Source organism: Kitasatospora sp. NPDC048194 (genome assembly GCF_043202455.1).
GTDB lineage: Bacteria > Actinomycetota > Actinomycetes > Streptomycetales > Streptomycetaceae > Kitasatospora.
In genome coordinates this window covers 61,167-79,907 of record NZ_JBIDAK010000014.1, presented here as the reverse complement: position 1 = coordinate 79,907, position 18,741 = coordinate 61,167, and the positions used below count along the sequence as shown (strand labels likewise).

The following is an 18,741-nucleotide window of genomic DNA, read 5'->3' as shown; positions in this document are numbered from 1 at the left end:
GGCTCCTCAGATGACCAGGTCGTCGGCGGTCTCGGCCCCGGTGGCCAGCGAGTTGACCAGCTGGTGCTCCACGAACCAGGCGAAGGAGGCGTAGCCGCGCCAGATCCGTCGCCACTCGCGCCGCACGGCCGCCTCGCCCGCCTCCCGGCGCACCCCGTCCAGGTGGGAGACGATGATCTCGGCGGACTGGCGGGCGTGCCCGGCCGAGAAGTTGTCGATCGACAGGTGCGCTTCCTCGTAGGCGGTGTCCAGGTTGTGGCGGCGCAGCTTCTGCACCTCGTGCAGGCGCATCTCACCGAGCCCGAACATCTCGATCCCGAGGTTGTAGCCGAGGATCTCGCCGTGCAGCCGGTCCGGGAACAGCGCCAGGCAGATCTGGTGGATCGAGAACCGGTAGAGCTCGTCCGGCAGTTCGCCCTGGTCCAGGAACTCCGCCGAGCGGATGTGCGGCAGCTGGACGTCCATGCTGGCCAGCACCTGGCGGATCAGCGTGATGTGGTTCTTGGCGAGCTCGCCGCGGCCCATCTCGTCGGCGTAGATCGAGAAGAGCATGGCGTCGCTCTGCCGGTGGTAGCGGCCGTGGTTGCCGATCCGGTGGGCCCAGGTGCCGTCGATCAGGCTGCCGAGGGCGAAGGTCTTCTGGTGGAAGATCACCTCGTCGCGCTCCGGCACCTCCTGGAGTGCGCGGTACGGCCCGACCAGCTTGTCCCAGTAGATCCGGTCCACCCGCTCCAGCAGCGCCTCGGGGGTGTAGTCGAACCAGCTGGCGTCGGTGTACCGGCCGCCGGCGCCGTGGCGGAAGAGCAGTTCGGCCCGCTCCAGGCCCTCCTCGGCGGTCTGCGCGGCCAGCGGCAGGGTGTTGGGGAACTGCTCGATGTTGACCAGCCGGTGGAAGAACTCGCGGTCGTCGGCGGGGGACGCCTCGGCGAACCGCACGTCCGGCGGGTCGGTGGCGAGCACGGCCCGCTGCCAGTGCGCGGCCTGCTCGTCGCCACTGGTGTCGGGCCGCAGCGGCGCACCGGCGGGTTCGCCGGCGGCGACCGACTCGGCCCACTCCTTGAAGACCGCGGCCTCGGCCTCGTCGAAGATGCCGAACATCGGGCCGCCGAACTTGACCGCCCGGGTGAACGGGCAGCCGCCGCGCCGCAGCGGGCGCAGCTGGCGGGAGGCGCGGAACTCGGCCATGAAGGCGTCGAGGTCGAACTGCGGGTCGGCGAAGGTCTCGGAGAGCAGCTCGCCGCCGACCTTGACGTTCTTGTGCTGGCGGCCGGCGAACGGGCGGTGCCGCTCGACGATCTCGGCGGCCCGCGCGTCCACCGACAACCCGGCCCGGTACGAGACCAGTTCGGCCAGCAGGGCGAGCTGCTCGCGCTCGATCCGGACCACCAGGCGGACCGCCGCGGCCAGGCGCCGCCGGTCCTGCGCCCCGGTGTCCGACCGTTCGGTCAGCTCCAGGTACTCGGCGAGCAGCTCGTCGACCGCGAGCGTCGGCTCGGTGCCGTTCAGCAGGTCGTCCAGGCCGAGCGCGTGGAAGGCGTACTGGACGCCGACCACCTCCGGCAGGAAGGCGGCGGGCAGCCGGGACAGGGCCAGCAGGAAGGCGCCGTGCAGGGCGGCCAACGGGCGGGCCTGGGCCCGGACGAGGAAGTCCGCCTCCTCCGGCTGCGGCAGCAGCACCCCGGCGTCCTCCAGGGCGCGGCGGCGGCGGTACGGCACGGAGTGCTGCGGGCGGCCCTCACCCTTGAGCGTGAAGTACTGGGCGTAGAGCCGGTTCACCACCAGGGCGGGCTGGGTGGCGGGCTGCGAGACGGTGTCCAGCCAGCAGCCGGCCAGCAGCGCCACCGGGGCCCGGCCGCGCAGTGCGACGGCCCGGTCGGCGGGCGTGGCGGTCAACCGGGCCGCCGTCGGGGCGAACTCCGCCCTGGCGCCGGCGACCAGGGCGGTGAGCGCCTCGGCGGTGACCGGGTCGGCGCCGGGGTCCTCCGCGTCGAGGAAGGCGGCCAGCACCCGGCGGGCCACCAGCAGGGTGGTCTGGGACTCCTGGTCGGTGAGCAGCCGCTGGTAGGTCACGGCCGGGCCGGCGGCCAGCACCGCTTCGGCCTCGGCCTGCGCGGTGGGGCTGAACTCGAAGCCGCCGGCGGGCAGCGAGGTGGTCAGGTCGTCGAGGTCGTGGGTCTGGTGGGCGTACACGGGCACTCCATCGGACGGTGGCGTGGCAGGGCGCGCCGGGGCGACCCACGGACGGCGGGCAGCGCGGCGGAAGGGGGTTCTGGGGAGGGGCGGCGGTGCGGAGGGCGGCCCGGGCGGGGCCGGCCCGGCGGATCGGCCGGCGGGGCGTCAGCCGCCGTCGCGCTGGAGCAGGACGGCGACCCGCGAGCCCGGCACGCTGACCGCGGCCAGGTAGTGGCCGCCGTCGCGCAGCAGTCCGGCGCGTTCCTGGTCGGCCAGGTTGATCAGCGGGTCCGCGGCGAAGCAGTGCCCGAACCGGGTGATGTTCGCGGTGTACAGCTGGCGGGCGGTGAAGCCGGCCTGGCGTTCCTTCATGGTGACCAGCGGCAGGAACAGGTTGGCGTGCAGGAGTCCGTCCACCTGGTCGGGCGCCAGGCCGATCGGCGCCAGCAGGCGTTCGTTGGCCTCCCGGGCCAGGTCGGCGCTGATCTCGTGCGACCAGTCCAGGGCGGCCGCCTCCTGGGCGGCGGCGGTGGACCGGATCCGGTAGTGGGCTCCGGTCCCGCTCCCGGCCCCGGCCGTGTCACCGGCCGAGACCAGGCAGCTCGCCGCCCCGTCGCTGAAGAGCGCGAAGCTCTCCATCCGCTCCTTCTCGTCCTCGATCCGGTCCGTGGTGACGACCAGGATCCGGCGGTGCCGGCCGGCCGCCACCAGGGCGTGCGCGGTGTCGAGCGCGACCAGCAGGTTGGTGCAGCGGTTCAGCGTGATCCCGAGGAAGGCCGCGCGCTCGAGGCCGGTCCCGGTCAGGATCCGCTCCACGAACCGGCCGTGGGTGCGCGGCCCGCCCGGGAACCGGGTGGAGCACAGGATCAGCGCGTCCACCTCGGCCGGGTCGACCCCCGCCGCCCGCAGCGTGGCCGTGCCGCTGTCGATCGCCAGCTCCGCCAGGCCGCGGCCGGTGCGGCGCACCGAACCCCAGCCCCAGAGCGCGGCCCTGGGCACCATCTTCAGCTCGGCGGCGCGTTCGGCCAGGCACTCGACCTCGGTGTGGTCCAACTCCTCCTCTCCGAGGACGTACTGCGGGGCCTGCAGGACACTCATGACGTCTCTTCCTTCGGGGGTCGATGGATGTCGGACAGCTCGGTGAAGACCTCGTTGGCCCTGGCGTACGGCAGCGCCCGCGCCGCGAACCCGAAGGTCCCGGTGGTGCGCACCTCCTCCGCGGCGGCCAGCAGCCCGCCCAGCGCCGCGCGGACCAGGGCGGATCCCAGGCTGATCCGCCGCACGCCGAGCTCGGCCAGCTGCGCGACCGACAGGCTCAGGCCGCCGGCCGCGGCGAGCACGTTGACCGGGCGGTCCAGCTCGGAGCAGACCGCGCGCACCGCGTCGGCGTCCGGCAGGCCCGGGGCGTAGAGCACGTCCGCGCCGGCCTCCTGGTAGGCCTGCAGCCGCGCGATCGTGTCCTTCAGGTCCGGGCGTCCGTAGAGGAAGTTCTCCGCCCGCGCGGTGACCGTGAAGGGGAAGTCGAGCGAGCGCGCGGCCTCGACCGCCGCCCGGACCCGGTCCGCGGCCGCCGCCGGCTCCAGCACGGGCGCCTGCGGGTCCCCGGTGGCGTCCTCGATCGAACCGCCCACCAGGCCCGCCCGGGCAGCCAGCCGGATGGTCCCGGCGACGTCCTCGGGGCTCGGCCCGTAGCCGCTCTCCAGGTCGGCGGTGACCGGCAGCGGTGTGGCGGCCACGATGTCCGCGGCATTGGCCAGGGCCTCGGTCCGGCTCACCCGGTTGTCGCCGTCGGGGCGGCCCAGCGAGAAGGCCAGCCCGCCGCTGGTGGTGGCGAGCGCCGGGAAGCCGAGGCCGGCCAGCAGCTTGGCGGATCCGGCGTCCCAGGGATTCGGGACCACGAAGGCGGTGGACCGCTCGTGGAGTTCCCGGAACACCCGGGCGCGGTGGTACTGGTCTGCGGCTGCCGACTGCATCGCAGGTTCCTCTCTGTTGTGACGCGGGTTGCGGGGCGTTTCCCCGGCTGCGGTTCCGGACGGGTTACCACCCGTCCTTCCGGCGGCACAACTAGATAAGTTCGACGTGTTCCTCCTGCGCCCTCGGCGCACCGGAATCCGCACGAATGAGTGAGCGCAGCAGGTCGACCGCGGGCGCCGGGTCGGGACCGAAGTAGAAGTGGCCGCCGTCGGCCCAGTGGTAGCGCAGCGGCAGTACGGACTCGTGCTCCCAGTGGCGCAGTTCGGCCGGCCCGACGTGCGGGTCCTCGCGGCCGTTGACCAGCGAGATGCCGATCGGCAGCGGCTCACCCGGCTGGTAGCGGTAGCCGGAGACCAGGCGGAAGTCGGCCCGCAGGCCCGGCAGGAGCAGGTCCTGCAGTTCGGGTTCGGCGAGCACCTCGGGCGGCAGGCCGCCGAAGAAGGCGACCGCCTCGGTGAACTCCTGGCCGCGCAGCTTGGCCGTCTGCTGCACCCGCTCGCTCGGCAGCAACCGCGGGGCGGCGCAGCCGGACGCCACCAGGTGCCTCAGCAAGGGGTGTTCGCGCAGCCGGCGGGCCGTCTCGAAGGCGAGGACGGCGCCGAAGCTGTGGCCGAAGAGCAGGAACGGACGGTCCGCGGCGGCCGCGACGGCCCGGGCGGCGCCCTCGGCCAGTTCGGCGATGTCGGCCGGGCTCGGCTCGTCCAGGCGCAGGCCGCGTCCGGGGGCGCAGACGCCGACGAGTTCGGCGTCCGCCGCCAGGTGCTGCTGCCAGCTCAGGAACGAACGGGCGTTGCCGCCGGCGTGCGGGAAGCAGTAGACCAGGTACGGGGCCCGGCTGCTGGTGGGGCGGGAGACGAACCACGGTGAGTCGGACATGGCAGACGGCTGCTCTCCTCGGATCTGGCGGGGGTGGGCCGGAAGGGTCAGGCGGTGGGCGCCGGGGTGGGGGTGGCGGTGCCGCCGATCGGGATGTTGTTCCAGCCCACGTCGGCGCGGTTCTGCACCGCGGACGCGGCGGTGCCGTGGAGCAGCGAGGTGCCGGCGACCACACCGGCCACCGGGGCCAGCAGGAGGACGAGCGGGGCGAGGAACCGGACGGAGGCGTACTGGCGCATGGCAGACCTCTTTCGTGAAAGCTTTGATCGGGGAGGGCTTTTCCGGACAGCGCCGACCGGGCGGCAATTTCCGTAAATTCATCGCGCTGCAACGCAATGACCTGATGGATACTCAGTTCGCTTGTGCAGTAGCTGAGTTCGAGTGCTGCGGCGGTTTTTCCCGGTGTTCCCGGGGGAGTTCCGCCGCCCGCACAACCAACCTTCCCCTGGCTGGGTTCACGGCTCCAGACCTAGGATGGTTCGGGTCGTCGCATTGCAGTTAACCGAGGGGTCTATATGCGAGCAGGATCGGGCAAATCGGATGCGCAGGACCACGCCGGGGGGTCGTTAGTGCCCGAGGGGACACCGCCGGGTCAGGACCTCAACAGCAACCTGGTCGAGGCCGCCCTGAAGCTCGCCCTGGCCCAGTTGGCCAAGCAGCAGAACGAGGAGAAGGCGGGGCCGGCGGCCGCCGCGGCCGGGGAGCCCGCCGCGCCGGGGGTGGTGTACCTGCACGGGCTGCCGGAGATCAACCAGACCATCCAGACCGCCCTGGAGGACGCCGAGCGGGAGATCCTCACCGCCCAGCCGGACGGCCCCAGGCCCGGCGCGGTGCTCGAGGAGGCGCTGGAGTCGGTGCGCCGCCAGATCGCCGGCGGGGTGGCCATGCGCACCCTCTACCAGCACACCACGCGGTTCGACGAGGCCACCAAGGGCTACGTCCGCACGGTGACCGACCACGGCGTCCACGTGCGCACGCTGGCCGAGTTCTTCGACCGGCTGATCGTGATCGACCGCAGCACCGCGTTCATCTCCGCCAACGACGACCGCACGGTGGCCTCGATGATCACCGAGCCGTCCGTGGTCCGCTTTCTCAGCGACGTCTTCGAGCGCTCCTGGGACCGGGCCGAGCCGTTCCCTTTCGTCCCCATCCACGCCGCCCAGGCCGCACCCGAGATGGTGCCGGCGATCCGCGAGTCGATCCGGCGGCTGCTGGTGGAGGGGCACTCGGACAAGGTGATCGCCCGCCGGCTGGGCATCAGCGAGCGCTCGCTGCAGGCGCACGTCGCCGCCATCAAGGACGGCCTGGGCGCCAAGAACCGGCTGCACCTGGGCTACCTGCTGGGCCGTAGCGAGACCACCCTGGTGCTGTAGCGCCGTCCCGCGTTCCGGCACGGGACGGCCGGCCCTGCGCCGCGCGGGAGCCCCACCCCCGCGCGACGGGTGCGCGGGGTCGTCAGCGGCGCCGGGTGACGGCCACACCGCCCAGGCAGAGCACGCCGCCGAGCAGCGTCAGCCAGCCGGGCACCTCGCCGAGGACGGCCCAGGACATCAGGACCACCAGGGCCGGCACCGCGTAGGTGGTGGCGCCCATCTTGCCCGCGGTGGTGCGGGAGAGCGCGTAGGCCCAGGTGGTGAAGGCCAGCGCGGTCGGGAACAGGCCGAGGTAGACCATGTCCAGGACGGCCCGCAGCGGCGCGTGTCCGACCTGGTCCAGCAGTTGCGGGCTGAACGGCAGGCAGGCCACCGCGCCGACCAGGCAGCCGAACGCGGTCGTCTGCAGCGGCGAGGCGTGCCGCAGGGCCGGCTTCTGGCTCACCACGCCCGCGGCGTAGGCCGCCGCCGCCAGCACGCACAGCACGATGCCGAGGACCGAACTGCCGCCGCTCCCGGACATCGAGGCGCCGACCACGATCGCCCCGGCGAACGAGACCGCCATGCCGGCCAGCAGGCTGCGCGGGAAGCCCTCCTTGAGCAGCCAGCCGCCGAGCAGCGCGATCAGCACCGGGCCGATGTTGACCACCATCGCGGCGGTGCCGGCGTCCACCTCCTTCTCGCCCCAGTTGAGCGCGACCATGTAGAGCCCGAACCAGAGCACCCCCGAGGTCAGGATCCCGGGCCAGGCGGCGCGCGGCGGCAGTCCCTCGCCGCGCACCAGCAGCAGGGCCAGCAGCGCCAGCGCGCCGGTCAGCAGCCGGCCGAGTGCCAGCGCCCCCGGACCGAACGCGCCGCCCGCGTCCCGGATCGCGACGAAGGCGGAGGCCCAGAGCACCACCGTGGTCGAGGCGGCGGCGACCACCTTCGCGTCGAACTTCACCGTTGCTTGTGTCGTACTGATATCCATGGCGCCAAGCTAGCGCGGTTTGGACCTTCCGAACGGGCGTCAGACGGCTCCGAAACCCGCAAATCGGTGGTCTGGCCAGCACGTTCGTCCCCCGCACACGGGATCGAGTCACCCGCCCCCCGGCTCACTCCGGCCCCTCGAGGCGACCCGCCGCACGGGGAGCGACACCTGTCCCAGCACCGGCGCGGGTGCGGCGGTCGGCCGCCTCGAACGCGCCGAGGAGCCGCGGCGTCCCGCGCCGCGGCTCCTTCCCCCGCCCGCCGCTCCAGCAGCCCCCGCTCGCCGCTGCGGCCCCCGCTCCCGCCTCCCGTCAGCGCACGGGCGCGCCGGTGCCCGCGATCACCTCGGGACGCAGCAGCTCGGCGAGCCGCTCCGCCGGCAGCAGGCCCTTCTCCAGCACGAGTTCGGCCACGCCCCGACCGCTGGCGAGGGCCTCCTTGGCGATGTCGGTGGCGGCCGTGTAGCCGATGTGCGGGTTCAGGGCGGTCACCAGACCGATGGAGTTCTCGACGGTGGCGCGCAGCGCCTCGGTGTTGGCGGTGATGCCGACCACGCAGCGCTCGGCCAGGGTGAGGCAGGCGGCGCGCAGGTGGGTGACGGACTCCGAGAGCGAGTGGAGGATGATCGGTTCGAAGGCGTTGAGCTGGAGCTGGCCGGCCTCGGCGGCCATGGTGATCGCGACGTCGTTGCCGATCACCTCGAAGGCGACCTGGTTGACGACTTCGGGGATCACCGGGTTGACCTTGCCGGGCATGATGCTCGAACCGGCCTGCACCGGCGGCAGGTTGATCTCGCCGAGGCCCGCACGCGGCCCCGAGGAGAGCAGACGCAGGTCGTTGCAGCTCTTCGACAGCTTGACGGCGATGCGCTTGAGCACGCCGGACATCTGGACGAACGCACCGCAGTCCTGGGTGGCCTCGACCAGGTTGGCGGCGGTGACCAGGGGCAGCCCGCAGATGTCCGCCAGGTGCCGGCGGGCGGCTTCGGCGTAGCCGGCCGGGGCGTTGAGGCCGGTGCCGATCGCGGTCGCGCCCAGGTTGATCTCGTGGATCAGCTCGACGGCCTCGGCGAGCCGGCTGCGGTCCTCGTCCAGCATGACCGCGAAGGCCGAGAACTCCTGCCCGAGCGTCATCGGCACGGCGTCCTGCAACTGGGTGCGGCCCATCTTGAGCACGTCGCGGAACTCGGCGGACTTGCGGGCGAAGGCGTCCTGGAGGACGGCCATCGCGTCGAGCAGGCCGCGCACGGCGTAGACGGTCGCGATCCGGACGGCGGTCGGGTAGACGTCGTTGGTGGACTGGCCGAGGTTGACGTCCTCGTTGGGGTGCAGGTGCCGGTACTCCCCCTTGGCGTGCCCCAGCAGTTCCAGCGCCCGGTTGGCGATGACCTCGTTGGCGTTCATGTTGGTCGAGGTGCCGGCGCCGCCCTGGATGACGTCGACGACGAACTGGTCGTGCAGCTTTCCGGCGCGGATCTCCTGGCAGGCGGCGACGATCGCGGCGGCCTTCCGGGGCTCCAGCAGGCCGAGTTCCTCGTTGGCGAGGGCAGCGGCCTCCTTGACGGCGGCGAGTGCCTCGATCAGGTGCGGGTAGGTCGAGATGGGCGTGCCCGTGATGGGGAAGTTCTCGGTGGCGCGCAGGGTGTGGACGCCCCAGTAGACGTCGGCGGGGACGTCGCGGTCCCCGAGCAGGTCGTGCTCGCTCCGGATGGCGGTCGGCATGGTGTGCGGGTCCTCTTCCTGGGTCCTGAGGTCGGGGGTCGGCGGGTGGTGGTCGCTCACGCGGGACGGGCGGCGGCTCGCGGAACCGGTGCCGGCACCAGCGCGTCGGCCAGCGCCGGCACCGGCCGGACGCTGCCCACGCGGCGGCCGCCGCCCGCCGTCGCCTCGCCGGCGCAGTCCACCAGCAGCTGGGGGTCGACGCCGGCCAGCGCCAGCGCGGCCGCCGCCACCGGGATCCGCGCCCGGTTCGCGCCGTCCGCGATCTTCACCGCGACGGCGCGGCCGTCCGGCAGCGCGGCGATCTGCACGCCCTCGAAACCGTCCTTGGCGAGCAGTCCGGGCACCGCGCGCATCAGCGCGGCCGTGTCCCGTCCGGTGCCGGAGGCCATCTCCGGGTGGCCGCGCAGCGCGTCCGCGACCCGGAACTCGGCGGTGCCCGGCCGCGCCCCGGCGATGCGGGCGGCGGCGCGGGCGAGCCCGTGCAGCGAGACGGCGAACAACGGGGTGCCGCAGCCGTCGACGCTGACGTGCGCGGTGCGCTGGCCGGTGAGCTCCTCCACGACCCCGGCGATCGCCGTCTGGAGCGGGTGCGCCGGGTCGAGGTACGTCCGCAGGGGCCAGCCGTTGAGCCTGCAGAGGTAGAGCATCGCGGCGTGCTTGCCGGAGCAGTTCTGGGCCAGGCGGGAGGGCGGGCGGCCGCCCCGGACCCAGGTGTCCCGCACCGCCGGGTCGTACGGGAGGTCCGGGACGTTGCGCAGGTCGGCCTCGCCGAGGCCGGCCAGTTCGAGGATGCGCCGGGTGCCCGCGAGGTGGCGCTCCTCGCCGGAGTGGCTGCCCATCGCGAGGGAGAGGAGTTCACCGTCCAGCGGCAGGCCGGCCCGCACCATGGCGACGGCCTGGAGCGGCTTGAGGGCGGAGCGCGGGTAGCAGGCGACCTCGATGTCGCCGAGCCGGAAGCGGACCTCGCCGTCCGCGTCGAGGACGACGACGGAGCCGTGGTGGACCCCTTCGATCAGGCCGCCGCGGGTGACGTGGGCGACGGGGGCGTGCCGGGGCTCGCGGATCGCGGGCGCGTCCGCAGGGGTGGTTCTGTGCATCACTGCCTCGCTCGGTGGTGGTCGGGTGCCGGTCCTCGGCCGGGCGGGCGGCCCTCGGGAGCCGCGGAGTCCTTCCCCGCCCCGGAGGCCGCCCGCCCGCTGTCGGCCGCCGCCCGGTGTCAGCCGTCGGAACGGCCGCCGTCGGAACGGGCCTCGTCGGACAGGCCGCCCTCGGGACGGCCCTCGCCGGGACGGGCGCCGCTGCGCGCGAGGCGGCCGCGGATCGCGTACCAGCCGGCCACCAGCGCGGCGGCGATCAGCGGCACGCAGAGCACGGTGGTGCGCCCGGCGCCGCCGTCGGCGTACATCAGGACCAGGACGGTGGCGAGGAAGGCCAGTGTCACGGTCTCGGTCCAGGGCGAGCCCGGCAGCCGGTAGGCGGGCCGGGTCAGCTCACCGGCCCGGGTCTTCCGCCAGAAGGAGAGGTGGCAGATCATGATCATGCCCCAGGTGGCGAGGATGCCGATCGCCGCGAGGTTGAGCACGATCTCGAACGCGTTCGCCGGCACCACGTAGTTGAGGCCCACGCCGAGGACGCACATGCCGCTGGTGAGCAGGATGCCGCCGTAGGGCACCTGACTGCGGCTCATCCGGGCCGTGAAGCGCGGGGCGGAGCCGTTGACGGCCATCGAGCGCAGGATGCGGCCGGTGGAGTAGAGGCCGGAGTTGAGCGAGGACATCGCCGCGGTGAGGACCACCAGGTTCATCACGCTGCCCGCGGCCGGCACCCCGATGTGGGACAGCACGGTCACGAACGGGCTCTGGCCGGCGGTGTACCGGTTCCACGGCAGCAGCATCGACAGCAGGAGCACCGAACCGACGTAGAACAGGCCCACCCGCCACATGATCGAGTTGATCGCCTTCGGCATGATCTTCTCGGGGTTCTCGGTCTCCCCGGCCGTGACGCCGACCAGTTCGACGGAGGCGTAGGCGAACACGACGCCCTGGATGATCAGCAGCATCGGCAGCAGACCGTTGGGGAAGATGCCGCCGTTGGCGGTGATCAGGGAGGGGCCGGGGGTGGCCCCGTCCACCGGGTGCCGGGTCACCAGGAGGACGATCGCGATGACCATGAACACGACCAGGGCGCTGACCTTCACGATGGCGAACCAGAACTCCAGTTCGCCGAAGATCCGCACCGATATGAGGTTCACGGTGAGGACCACCGCCAGGGCTACGAGCGCGATCACCCACTGCGGGACGTCGGAGAACAGGTGCCAGTAGTGGGCGTAGGTGGCCACCGCGGTGATGTCGGCGATGCCGGTGGTGGCCCAGTTGAGGAAGTACATCCAGCCCGCGGTGTACGCCCCCTTCTCCCCCAGGAACTCCCGGGCGTACGAGACGAAGGCGCCGGAGGACGGCCGGTACAGGACGAGTTCGCCGAGCGCTCTCACGACGAGGAACGCGAAGACGCCGCACACGGCGTAGGCGACGAACAGGGAGGGACCGGCATCGGCGAGGCGGCCGCCCGCGCCGAGGAACAGGCCGGTGCCGATGGCACCGCCGATGGCGATCATGTTGACGTGCCGGGGCTTCAGGGACTTGCTGTAGCCGGTGTCCCCGGCGTCGACGTGTCGGGTGGAGGGGCGCTTCTCGTCTTTGAGGAACTGCTCGCTCACGCCTCGGGTCTGCCTTCTGTTGGGGGGATGTCCGCGCGCTGGGGGCGCACGATGTCGGTGAGGGTCGCCTCGACGCGGCGCAGGTGGTGGGACATGGCCTCCACCGCGTCCGGCTCGGACCCGTCGATCAGTGCTTCGACGATCGCCCGGTGCTCGCAGTTGGACTGCTCGCGTCGATCGCCGAGTTCGTTGAGGAAGGCCGACTGACGCGCCAGTGCGTCACGGATCTCCTCGATGACCCGCCGGAAGACCGGGTTGCGGGAGGCCTCGGCCACCGCCAGGTGGAAGACGGTGTCCAGGGCCACCCATGCCGTGGTGTCGGTCTCCCGCTCCATCCGGTCGAGCAGATGGGTCAGGTGGTCCAGGTCCTCCGGGGTGCGGCGCAGCGCCGCGTACCCGGCCACCGGGATCTCGACGTGGCGGCGCACCTCCAGGAGGTCGCTGGCGGCGTAGTCGCCGAAGGTGGGGTCCTCGACCGTGTTCGCCACGACGAAGGTGCCCCTGCCGGTCTTCGAGACGGTCAGTCCCATGGCCTGGAGGGCCCGGAGCGCCTCCCGCAGCACCGGCCGGCTGACCTCGAGGGTCCGGCACAGCTCCGCTTCGGAGGGGAGCTTGTCCCCCACCACGTACTCGCCGCGCTCGATGGCACCGCGGAGGTGGCCGAACACCGCTTCCATGGCGCTCACGCGCTTCGGCATCGGACTGACTGTCTTGCTGTCTGACAGGTTCACGGGCCGATCCTGGGGGATTCCGTACGGTGGTGTCAAGGCCCCGGCGTCGCCCCGCCAACTCCGCCCGGCCGAGGCCCGGTTCGCCGATCCCGACCGGCGGCGCGAGCGGCTGCGCCACTGCCGGCCGCCCGACGGGCGGAGATCGGGCACCCGACGGAGCGGGCGCCGGCGCTCCCCCGACCCGGCTCACGCCCGGCTCCCGGCTCCCGCAGGTGGGGCGCCCGGGGCTGCCGCCGCTGCTCCGGCCCCGCTATTCCGGGTGGCCGCTCGGGCTCGCGGTCAGCCGCTCGCGCCACTCGGCCACGGCCGTCGGGGACATCGCAGCCAGCCGGCCGATCTCCTCGTCGCCCCGCCCGTCGGTCCAGTTGAGGACCCGGGTCAGGACGGTGTTGCGGGCGCGGCGGAGCTCCTTGACCATCTCCTCCAGGCGCTCCAGTTCCTCGCCGGTGGCGGCGAGCGTCTCGTCGACCGCCGCCCGCTCCTCGGCGCGCTGTCGCCACAGGTAGGCGTTCAGCCCGGTGAGGACCACGCCGTCCTCCTCCGCCGCGGTGCGGAAGGTGTCGGCGAGGTGGCCCAGGACGCAGTCCGGCGCGTCCGCGAGGCTCGCGCCCGCGACCCTGGCCGCCTCCCAACTGGCGCGCCCGGCCTCACTGCCGCGGAACCAGGCACCGGCCTCGACCGGTGTGCGGTCGCCGCAGGCGGCCGCGCGGAAGGCGTACAGGGCGGCGCGGTGGCCGTAGAACGTGTATCCCTCCTCGATCCGGACGTTCGCCGGAGCGCACATCCGCCCCGGCACGCCGCCGTACCCGGAGGGGGGTTCGTAGGCGGCATACGCGTCCAGCTCCGCGTCCGTGGCCGTCGACCAGGACGGATCGCACAACTCCGGGTTCCGGGCGAGGAACTCCGCCACCTCGACGCGCGTCCCGCGGACCCGGCTCGTGCGGGGTTCGGCCCAGGTCACCGCTCCGGTCGCGTCGCACGAGTAGCGGCAGGCCTGTTCCAGATCGGCCCAGGCCGTGGCGGCCTCGGCGGACCACTCCAGGTCGCCGGCCGGGCCCACCCGGTGCAGGGAGTCGACCACCCGCTGGACCGTGGGCAGTGTGCGCCGGGCCAGCGCGTGGAGTTCCTCGGCCGTGAAGAAGCGCCAGGTGGACGTGCCGTCGCCGTCGGTGGTGCGGTGGGTGAGCGGGTGGACGAGGACGGCCGGCGAGGGCAGGGCCCCGTCCCCGGCCTCGCAGCGGCGAAGCCCCGGGAGCCCCTCGGCGTAACCCTCCTCCCGCGTCCGCCAGTCGGTGTCCCCGAACCACACGGCACCGGTGGCGACGTCGACGGCCAGCCACTGCTGGTAGCCGTTGCCCGGCCCGAACCGCTCCTTCCGGTGCTCGGCCTGGCGGTCGTACCACACGTACTCCGCCGGCGGCGGGCTGAGTTGGACGGCGACGAACCCTTCGTGGGGGCTGTACCCGACGACGACGTGTGCGGTCGGTTTGCGGTGTTCGGTCCCGGACATGCGGCTCCCCTCCGTGGCGGACCGTGGCTGACCCGCCACGGTGCGCACCGAGCCTGCCGTGCGAAAGCCTGTCCGATCAAATCCGATCACTTGCGGACTTGTCCTCCAATGAGGGTCCGTACACGATCTGCTGGGGGGCGGCCGTCGGTCCCCGCCCGTCACAGGTCCAGGCCGGGGTGGAGGCGGGCGACCGTCCACACCCGCCGACGGCGCAGGGTCAGCGAGGTGAGGGCCAGGAACAGGACGCCGAAGCCCGCCAGGACGGCGAGGTCCCGGATGAGGTGGGAGGTCAGGCCGCCGCTGATCGTCACGCGGAGCCCGTCGACCAGGTAGGTCATCGGCAGGAAGGGGTGGGCGGCCTGGAACGGCGCCGGGGTGGTCTGCATCGGGTACAGGCCGCCGGAGGCGGTGAGTTGCAGGATGAGCAGGACCAGTGACAGGACGTCGCCCACCGTACCGAAGACGGTCCGCAGGCAGTGGTCGACGGCGACGAACGCGGCGGCGCCGACCGCGAGGAGCAGGACGGTCCTCCAGGGGGCCGCGGCGTGCAGCCCGAGCCCGGCGCTGACGACGCCGTAGAGGATCACGGCCCCGAGCACGCCGAGTGCCGCGGCCGGGAGCCAGCCCGCGACGGCGAGGGTGGAGGCCCGGGTGCGGGCGGCCAGCGCCCGGGCGTTGACCGGTCGCAGGAAGAGGTAGGCGAAGAGGCCGAACACCCACAGCGCGATGCCGAAGAAGAACGGGGCCAAGCCGCGGCCGTAGACGCCGGCGGGGTGCAGGTTCGACCGGTCGATGTCGACGGGAGTCCCCAACACCCTTGAAGCGTGGTCCAGTTGTTCGGCGTCCAGGACGGGCACCTGCTTCTTCCCGTCGTCGATCAGCGAGGCCAGCGTCGTGGCACCGGTGTGCGACTGGTCGGCGGCGTTCTTCAGTGCCGTGGATCCCTGCTGGAGCGCGGCCAGTCCCGTGGACACGGTGGCGGTCCCGGCGGCGATGCTCTGGGCTCCGGAGTCGACCAGGGCCAGCGGGGTCTGCGCGTTCTGCGCCGACTGCTGGACGGCCGCGGCCGTCTTCTGGAGGCCGACGGCCTGCTGGAGCGCCGTGTGGGCGGTGCCGCTGGCGGTGGCGGCGTGCGCGTCGATCTGGCCGGCCGCGGTGTCGGCTGCCGTCATTTCCTGCTTGACGCGCTGGAACACGGGGTCGTCGCCCAGTCCCGGGTGCGCCGCAGCCAGCTGGTCCAGGTCGGACACCGCCTTGGCGGTCCCCTGCTTCACCGTCGATGTCGCGGTGTGGACGGCGTCCACGCCCTGGCTGACGAGCGTGGCTGCGCTGACCACGGCGCCGGCGGCCGTGTTCAGCTGGGGCGCGGCCTCGGTGAGGGCGGTGGCTGCGGTGTGCACCTGGGTCGTGGCCTGGCTCAGCTTCTGAGCCCCGTCCGCGAGCTGGGTGGAGCCGGACTGCAGCGTGGCGCTCGCGCCCACGGCCGCGGAACTCCCCTGCTGGGCCACGGTGGTGGCGTTCACGAGGCCCTGGGCCGCCTGCGCCGCCGTGTCCAGCTTCCCGCCGATGTCCGCGAGCCGGCCGTAGACCCCGCGGACGTAGGCCTCGTGCGCGGCGGAGTTGACCTGTTCCTGCAGCTTCGCCTGGACGACCTCGGTCATGACGCCCGCGATGTAGTTGTTCGCGTCGTTGAGCAGGATGTGGATCCGGGCCTGTTCCGGTTGGGTGTCGGGGCCGGTGGCGAGGCGGGCGCTGAAGTCGGCGGGGATCCGGACCGTGAACGCGTAACGCCCGTGCTCCAGGCCGCTGCGGGCCGCTGCCTCGTCGACGAACGCCCAGTCGAACTCCCCCGAGGCCTTGAGCTCCTTCACGACCTCGGCGCCCGCGTCCACCCGCTGTCCCTGCCGGGTCTCGGCCGCGCGGTCCTCGTTGACCACCGCCACGGGGATGTGCCCGGTCTTCCCGTAGGGGTCCCAGTTCGCCCACAGGTACATGGCCCCGTACAGCAGGGGAACCAGACACAGCACGAGCGGGACGAAGCGCCGCAGAGGGCCGCGGAAGCCGCGCAGCTCCAACCCGGCCAGCCTGATCGCGGTCATGCGTCCTCCTCGCCCCGGGGCGCACCGACGCGCCCGCCGTCCGGTCCCCGCCGCCCGAGCAGTCGTTGCGCGAGCAGTCGCCGTACGCGCGCTCGCCACGGGCGTCGCGCCGACGCGCCCGCCTCGTCCGCCCCCTCCTGCTCGGCCGCCCCGGCCTGCTCGGCCGCCCCGGCCCGATCGTCCGCTCCGCCCGCCGTCGCCGATCGCTCGGGCAAGCGGCTGAGTCGGGGCAGCGCCACCAGCACCGGTGCCGTATCGAGGCCGGCACCGGATCCGGGCGGGTCGAGGGCACCCGCCACGACCGTGCAGCCCACCCCGCGGACCCGGCCCACGAGCTGCCAGGCCCGGGTGCGCTCCTCGGCCGGGCACCCGCGGTCCACGTCGTCCACGACGACCACCGCGGGACGCGTGGCCAGAGCGAGCGCGAGGGCCACCCCCAGGGCCTCCACCGGCGACAGGTCCCGGACCAGCGTCCGCCGGTCCACCTCGACACCGAGGACCGCGAACGCCTCATCGACCTGCGCGCAGCTCAGCCGGCGGCTCGACCAGCGGCGCTCGGCCACCAACTCCCGGACCCGCAGGTCCGGGTCCAGACCGAGGGCGGGCTCCGCCCGGGCCACCGCCACCAGCTCCCTGACGCGACGGCCGTCGCGGGGCAGGACGTGCCCGCCCACCTGAACCGCGCCACCGTCCAACCGCATCCGCCCCGCCAGCGCGAGCAGCGCCGTCGTCCGGCCGGAGCCGGCCGGCCCGTGGAGCACCAGCAGCCCACCGGGGTCCACGCCCAGATCCAGGTTCTCGAACACCGCTCCCCGGGGCCCCCGCACGCTCGCTCCCCGCGCGACCACGTCCATGCCGGCTATCTCCACCCCCAGCCGATAACCCGTCCGTGCCGCGGCATGTCTGTCAGACCGGTCACATTCCCGCGCCCGCCCGCCTCCGGGCCCCCTCCCGGACGGGACGAACGAGCGGCCGGGCATCCTTCCGAGCGGTGGACGATTCGCCCGACCGGCTTGAGCGCTGACGCCTGGTCGCGCGTCGAGCACTCCTCGATCCGGTCGATCCGGGCCGTGCACGGCCGCGACGGCCGCGGTCAGTGCGGCGCCGGGCCCGGTGCGGCGCCGGGCCCGCTGAAGCGAACACCGGGCGGACCGGGCCGGCAGCCGGACTCGCCGGACCGTCAAAGGCGGTGGGGCGCCTGCCGCGCGCGTCAGGCGCTCCGGCGCCTTCGGCTGCTGCTTCCGCGCGAGCCCCCGGCCGTCCCGCTCGCCGAGGGCCGCCCGGGGCTGGCGTCCGGGTGCTACCAGGTGGCCCAGGGGAGGTTCCAGCCGCCGAGGCCGTTGTCGGGGGCGACGGTCTTCTCCTTGGTGTTCACGACCGTGACGACGTCGCCGATCAGCGAGCTGTTGAAGAACGAGCCGGCGACGGAGGTGTCGCTGCCGCCCTCCACGTCCTTGAGGGAGACGCAGCCGTGGCTGGTGTTGGCCTTGCCGAACGGGTCGCCCTTGTACCAGTAGTTGCCGTGGAGGTAGGTGCCGGACCTGGTCAGCCGCATGGCGTGCGGGACCGCGGGGATGTCGTACTCACTGCCCAGGCCGACGGTCTGGGAGTTCATGTGGGTGACCTTCTCCTTGGACATGATGACCATGGTGCCGCCCCAGGAGGGGTGCTTGTCGTCGCCGAGGGTGGCGGGCACGGTGGTGGACTTGCCGTCCCGCACGATCGTCAGCTGGTGGGTGGCGGCGTCCGCGGTGGAGACCTGGGAGCGGCCGATGGTGAACGGCTCGTCCTTGTCGATGTCGCCCCAGACGCCGGGGGCGACCTCGACGTTCTTCAGCCGGTAGTGGATGGTGACCTTGGTGTTCGGCTTCCAGTACTCGGCCGGGCGGAAGTCGATCCGGTCGTCGCCGAACCAGTGGCCCTTCACCTCGGTGCCGTTGTCGGTCTCGAAGGTGATGGCCTTGGCGACGGCGTCCTTGTTCACGACCTTGGTGCTGAAGTCCACCTTGACGATCATGCCCACGCCGTAGGTCTGGCCGTCGGCGATGTTGTCGTTGGTGGAGACCTGCTTGCCGGGCGCGCGGGTGGTGAAGGTGCTGGTGGCCGCGGAGACCAGACCGTCGGCGTCCTTCGCCTGGGCGTTCACCGTGTACGACGTGCCGGGGGCGAGCGCGGCGGCGGGCTTCCAGCCGGTGCCGTCCGGGGTGATCGAGCCCTGGACGGGCTTGCCGTCCTTGTCCGTCACGTCGACGGCGGTGAGCTTCCCGTGGGAGACGGACACCTGGAGCGCGGTCGGCGCGACTGCCTGCGCCCCGTCCTTCGGCTGCACGTCCAGCACCGCGGTCGACGCCCTCGGCGTCTCCGCGGCGGCCGGCCCGGCGGAGGCTCCGGCGGCTGCGGAGGAGCCGGAGGCCCCCGAAGGTCCGGAGGCCGCGGCCGACGCGGCGGCGCCGCCGTCGCCCTGGCCGTCGCCGCAGGCCGCGGTCATCAGCAGGACCCCGCCCATCGCCAGTGCCGCCGCGCCGCGGTGGAAACGGTCGCTGGTGCGTATCGCGGCCCGGGCCGCCCCAACAGTGCTCACAGTTGCTCCCTCTCGGTGT

The 18,741-nt window shown here is 73.2% G+C and carries 15 protein-coding genes; 1 reads left to right on the top strand and 14 read right to left on the bottom strand.

Translation table 11 applies throughout. The features are described from left to right. Positions 1–6: 6 nt before the first annotated feature. From ACGF07_RS18925 to ACGF07_RS18905, 5 genes are all read right to left on the bottom strand, one after another. Positions 7–2,190: an iron-containing redox enzyme family protein gene (locus ACGF07_RS18925; RefSeq protein WP_392900086.1), complete on the bottom strand. Its 2,184-nt coding sequence runs from the start codon at positions 2,188–2,190 to the stop codon at positions 7–9. 147 nt (positions 2,191–2,337) lie between these two features. Then, on the bottom strand, positions 2,338–3,270 hold the full coding sequence (locus ACGF07_RS18920; RefSeq protein WP_392900083.1) for a 3-oxoacyl-ACP synthase: 933 nt from the start codon (positions 3,268–3,270) through the stop codon (positions 2,338–2,340). Further along, complete coding sequence (locus ACGF07_RS18915; RefSeq protein WP_392900080.1) at positions 3,267–4,145, bottom strand: isocitrate lyase/phosphoenolpyruvate mutase family protein; 879 nt, start codon at positions 4,143–4,145, stop codon at positions 3,267–3,269. The genes ACGF07_RS18920 and ACGF07_RS18915 overlap by 4 nt, the downstream gene beginning before the upstream one ends. Before the next feature lie 91 nt (positions 4,146–4,236). Next, a complete protein-coding gene (locus ACGF07_RS18910) occupies positions 4,237–5,022 on the bottom strand; it encodes an alpha/beta fold hydrolase (protein WP_350741002.1) in 786 nt (261 codons plus the stop codon). Positions 5,023–5,069: 47 nt separating this feature from the next. Beyond that, on the bottom strand, positions 5,070–5,261 hold the full coding sequence (locus tag ACGF07_RS18905) for a hypothetical protein (protein ID WP_392900077.1): 192 nt from the start codon (positions 5,259–5,261) through the stop codon (positions 5,070–5,072). Positions 5,262–5,591: 330 nt separating this feature from the next. Here ACGF07_RS18905 and ACGF07_RS18900 point away from each other — a divergent pair, with 330 nt between their 5' ends. Beyond that, positions 5,592–6,395: a LuxR C-terminal-related transcriptional regulator gene (locus ACGF07_RS18900; RefSeq protein WP_392900074.1), complete on the top strand. Its 804-nt coding sequence runs from the start codon at positions 5,592–5,594 to the stop codon at positions 6,393–6,395. A gap of 82 nt (positions 6,396–6,477) precedes the next feature. On the opposite strand, the gene ACGF07_RS18895 is transcribed toward ACGF07_RS18900, so the two are convergent. The 9 genes from ACGF07_RS18895 to ACGF07_RS18855 all read right to left on the bottom strand — a co-directional run bounded on the left by ACGF07_RS18895 (position 6,478) and on the right by ACGF07_RS18855 (position 18,722). Further along, positions 6,478–7,365, bottom strand: a complete 888-nt coding sequence (locus ACGF07_RS18895; protein WP_392900072.1) for a DMT family transporter — start codon at positions 7,363–7,365, stop codon at positions 6,478–6,480. Between the two features lie 310 nt (positions 7,366–7,675). Next, positions 7,676–9,085, bottom strand: a complete 1,410-nt coding sequence (gene aspA / locus ACGF07_RS18890; protein ID WP_392900069.1) for an aspartate ammonia-lyase — start codon at positions 9,083–9,085, stop codon at positions 7,676–7,678. 56 nt (positions 9,086–9,141) lie between these two features. After that, positions 9,142–10,182: an asparaginase gene (locus ACGF07_RS18885; protein ID WP_350741012.1), complete on the bottom strand. Its 1,041-nt coding sequence runs from the start codon at positions 10,180–10,182 to the stop codon at positions 9,142–9,144. A gap of 119 nt (positions 10,183–10,301) precedes the next feature. Next, positions 10,302–11,801: an amino acid permease gene (locus ACGF07_RS18880; RefSeq protein WP_392900066.1), complete on the bottom strand. Its 1,500-nt coding sequence runs from the start codon at positions 11,799–11,801 to the stop codon at positions 10,302–10,304. Further along, positions 11,798–12,478, bottom strand: coding sequence for a FadR/GntR family transcriptional regulator (locus ACGF07_RS18875; protein WP_350741019.1), 681 nt, complete (start codon positions 12,476–12,478; stop codon positions 11,798–11,800). The genes ACGF07_RS18880 and ACGF07_RS18875 overlap by 4 nt, the downstream gene beginning before the upstream one ends. A gap of 304 nt (positions 12,479–12,782) precedes the next feature. Further along, complete coding sequence (locus ACGF07_RS18870; RefSeq protein WP_392900063.1) at positions 12,783–14,042, bottom strand: hypothetical protein; 1,260 nt, start codon at positions 14,040–14,042, stop codon at positions 12,783–12,785. A gap of 158 nt (positions 14,043–14,200) precedes the next feature. Continuing rightward, positions 14,201–16,141 (bottom strand): YhgE/Pip family protein, encoded by a 1,941-nt coding sequence (locus ACGF07_RS18865; RefSeq protein WP_392900060.1) that lies wholly within the window; start codon positions 16,139–16,141, stop codon positions 14,201–14,203. Beyond that, a complete protein-coding gene (locus ACGF07_RS18860) occupies positions 16,138–16,947 on the bottom strand; it encodes an ATP-binding cassette domain-containing protein (RefSeq protein ID WP_392900057.1) in 810 nt (269 codons plus the stop codon). Before ACGF07_RS18860 ends, ACGF07_RS18865 begins: the two co-directional genes overlap by 4 nt. Before the next feature lie 494 nt (positions 16,948–17,441). Further along, on the bottom strand, positions 17,442–18,722 hold the full coding sequence (locus ACGF07_RS18855; protein ID WP_392900055.1) for an Ig-like domain-containing protein: 1,281 nt from the start codon (positions 18,720–18,722) through the stop codon (positions 17,442–17,444). Between the last annotated feature and the right edge of the window lie 19 nt (positions 18,723–18,741).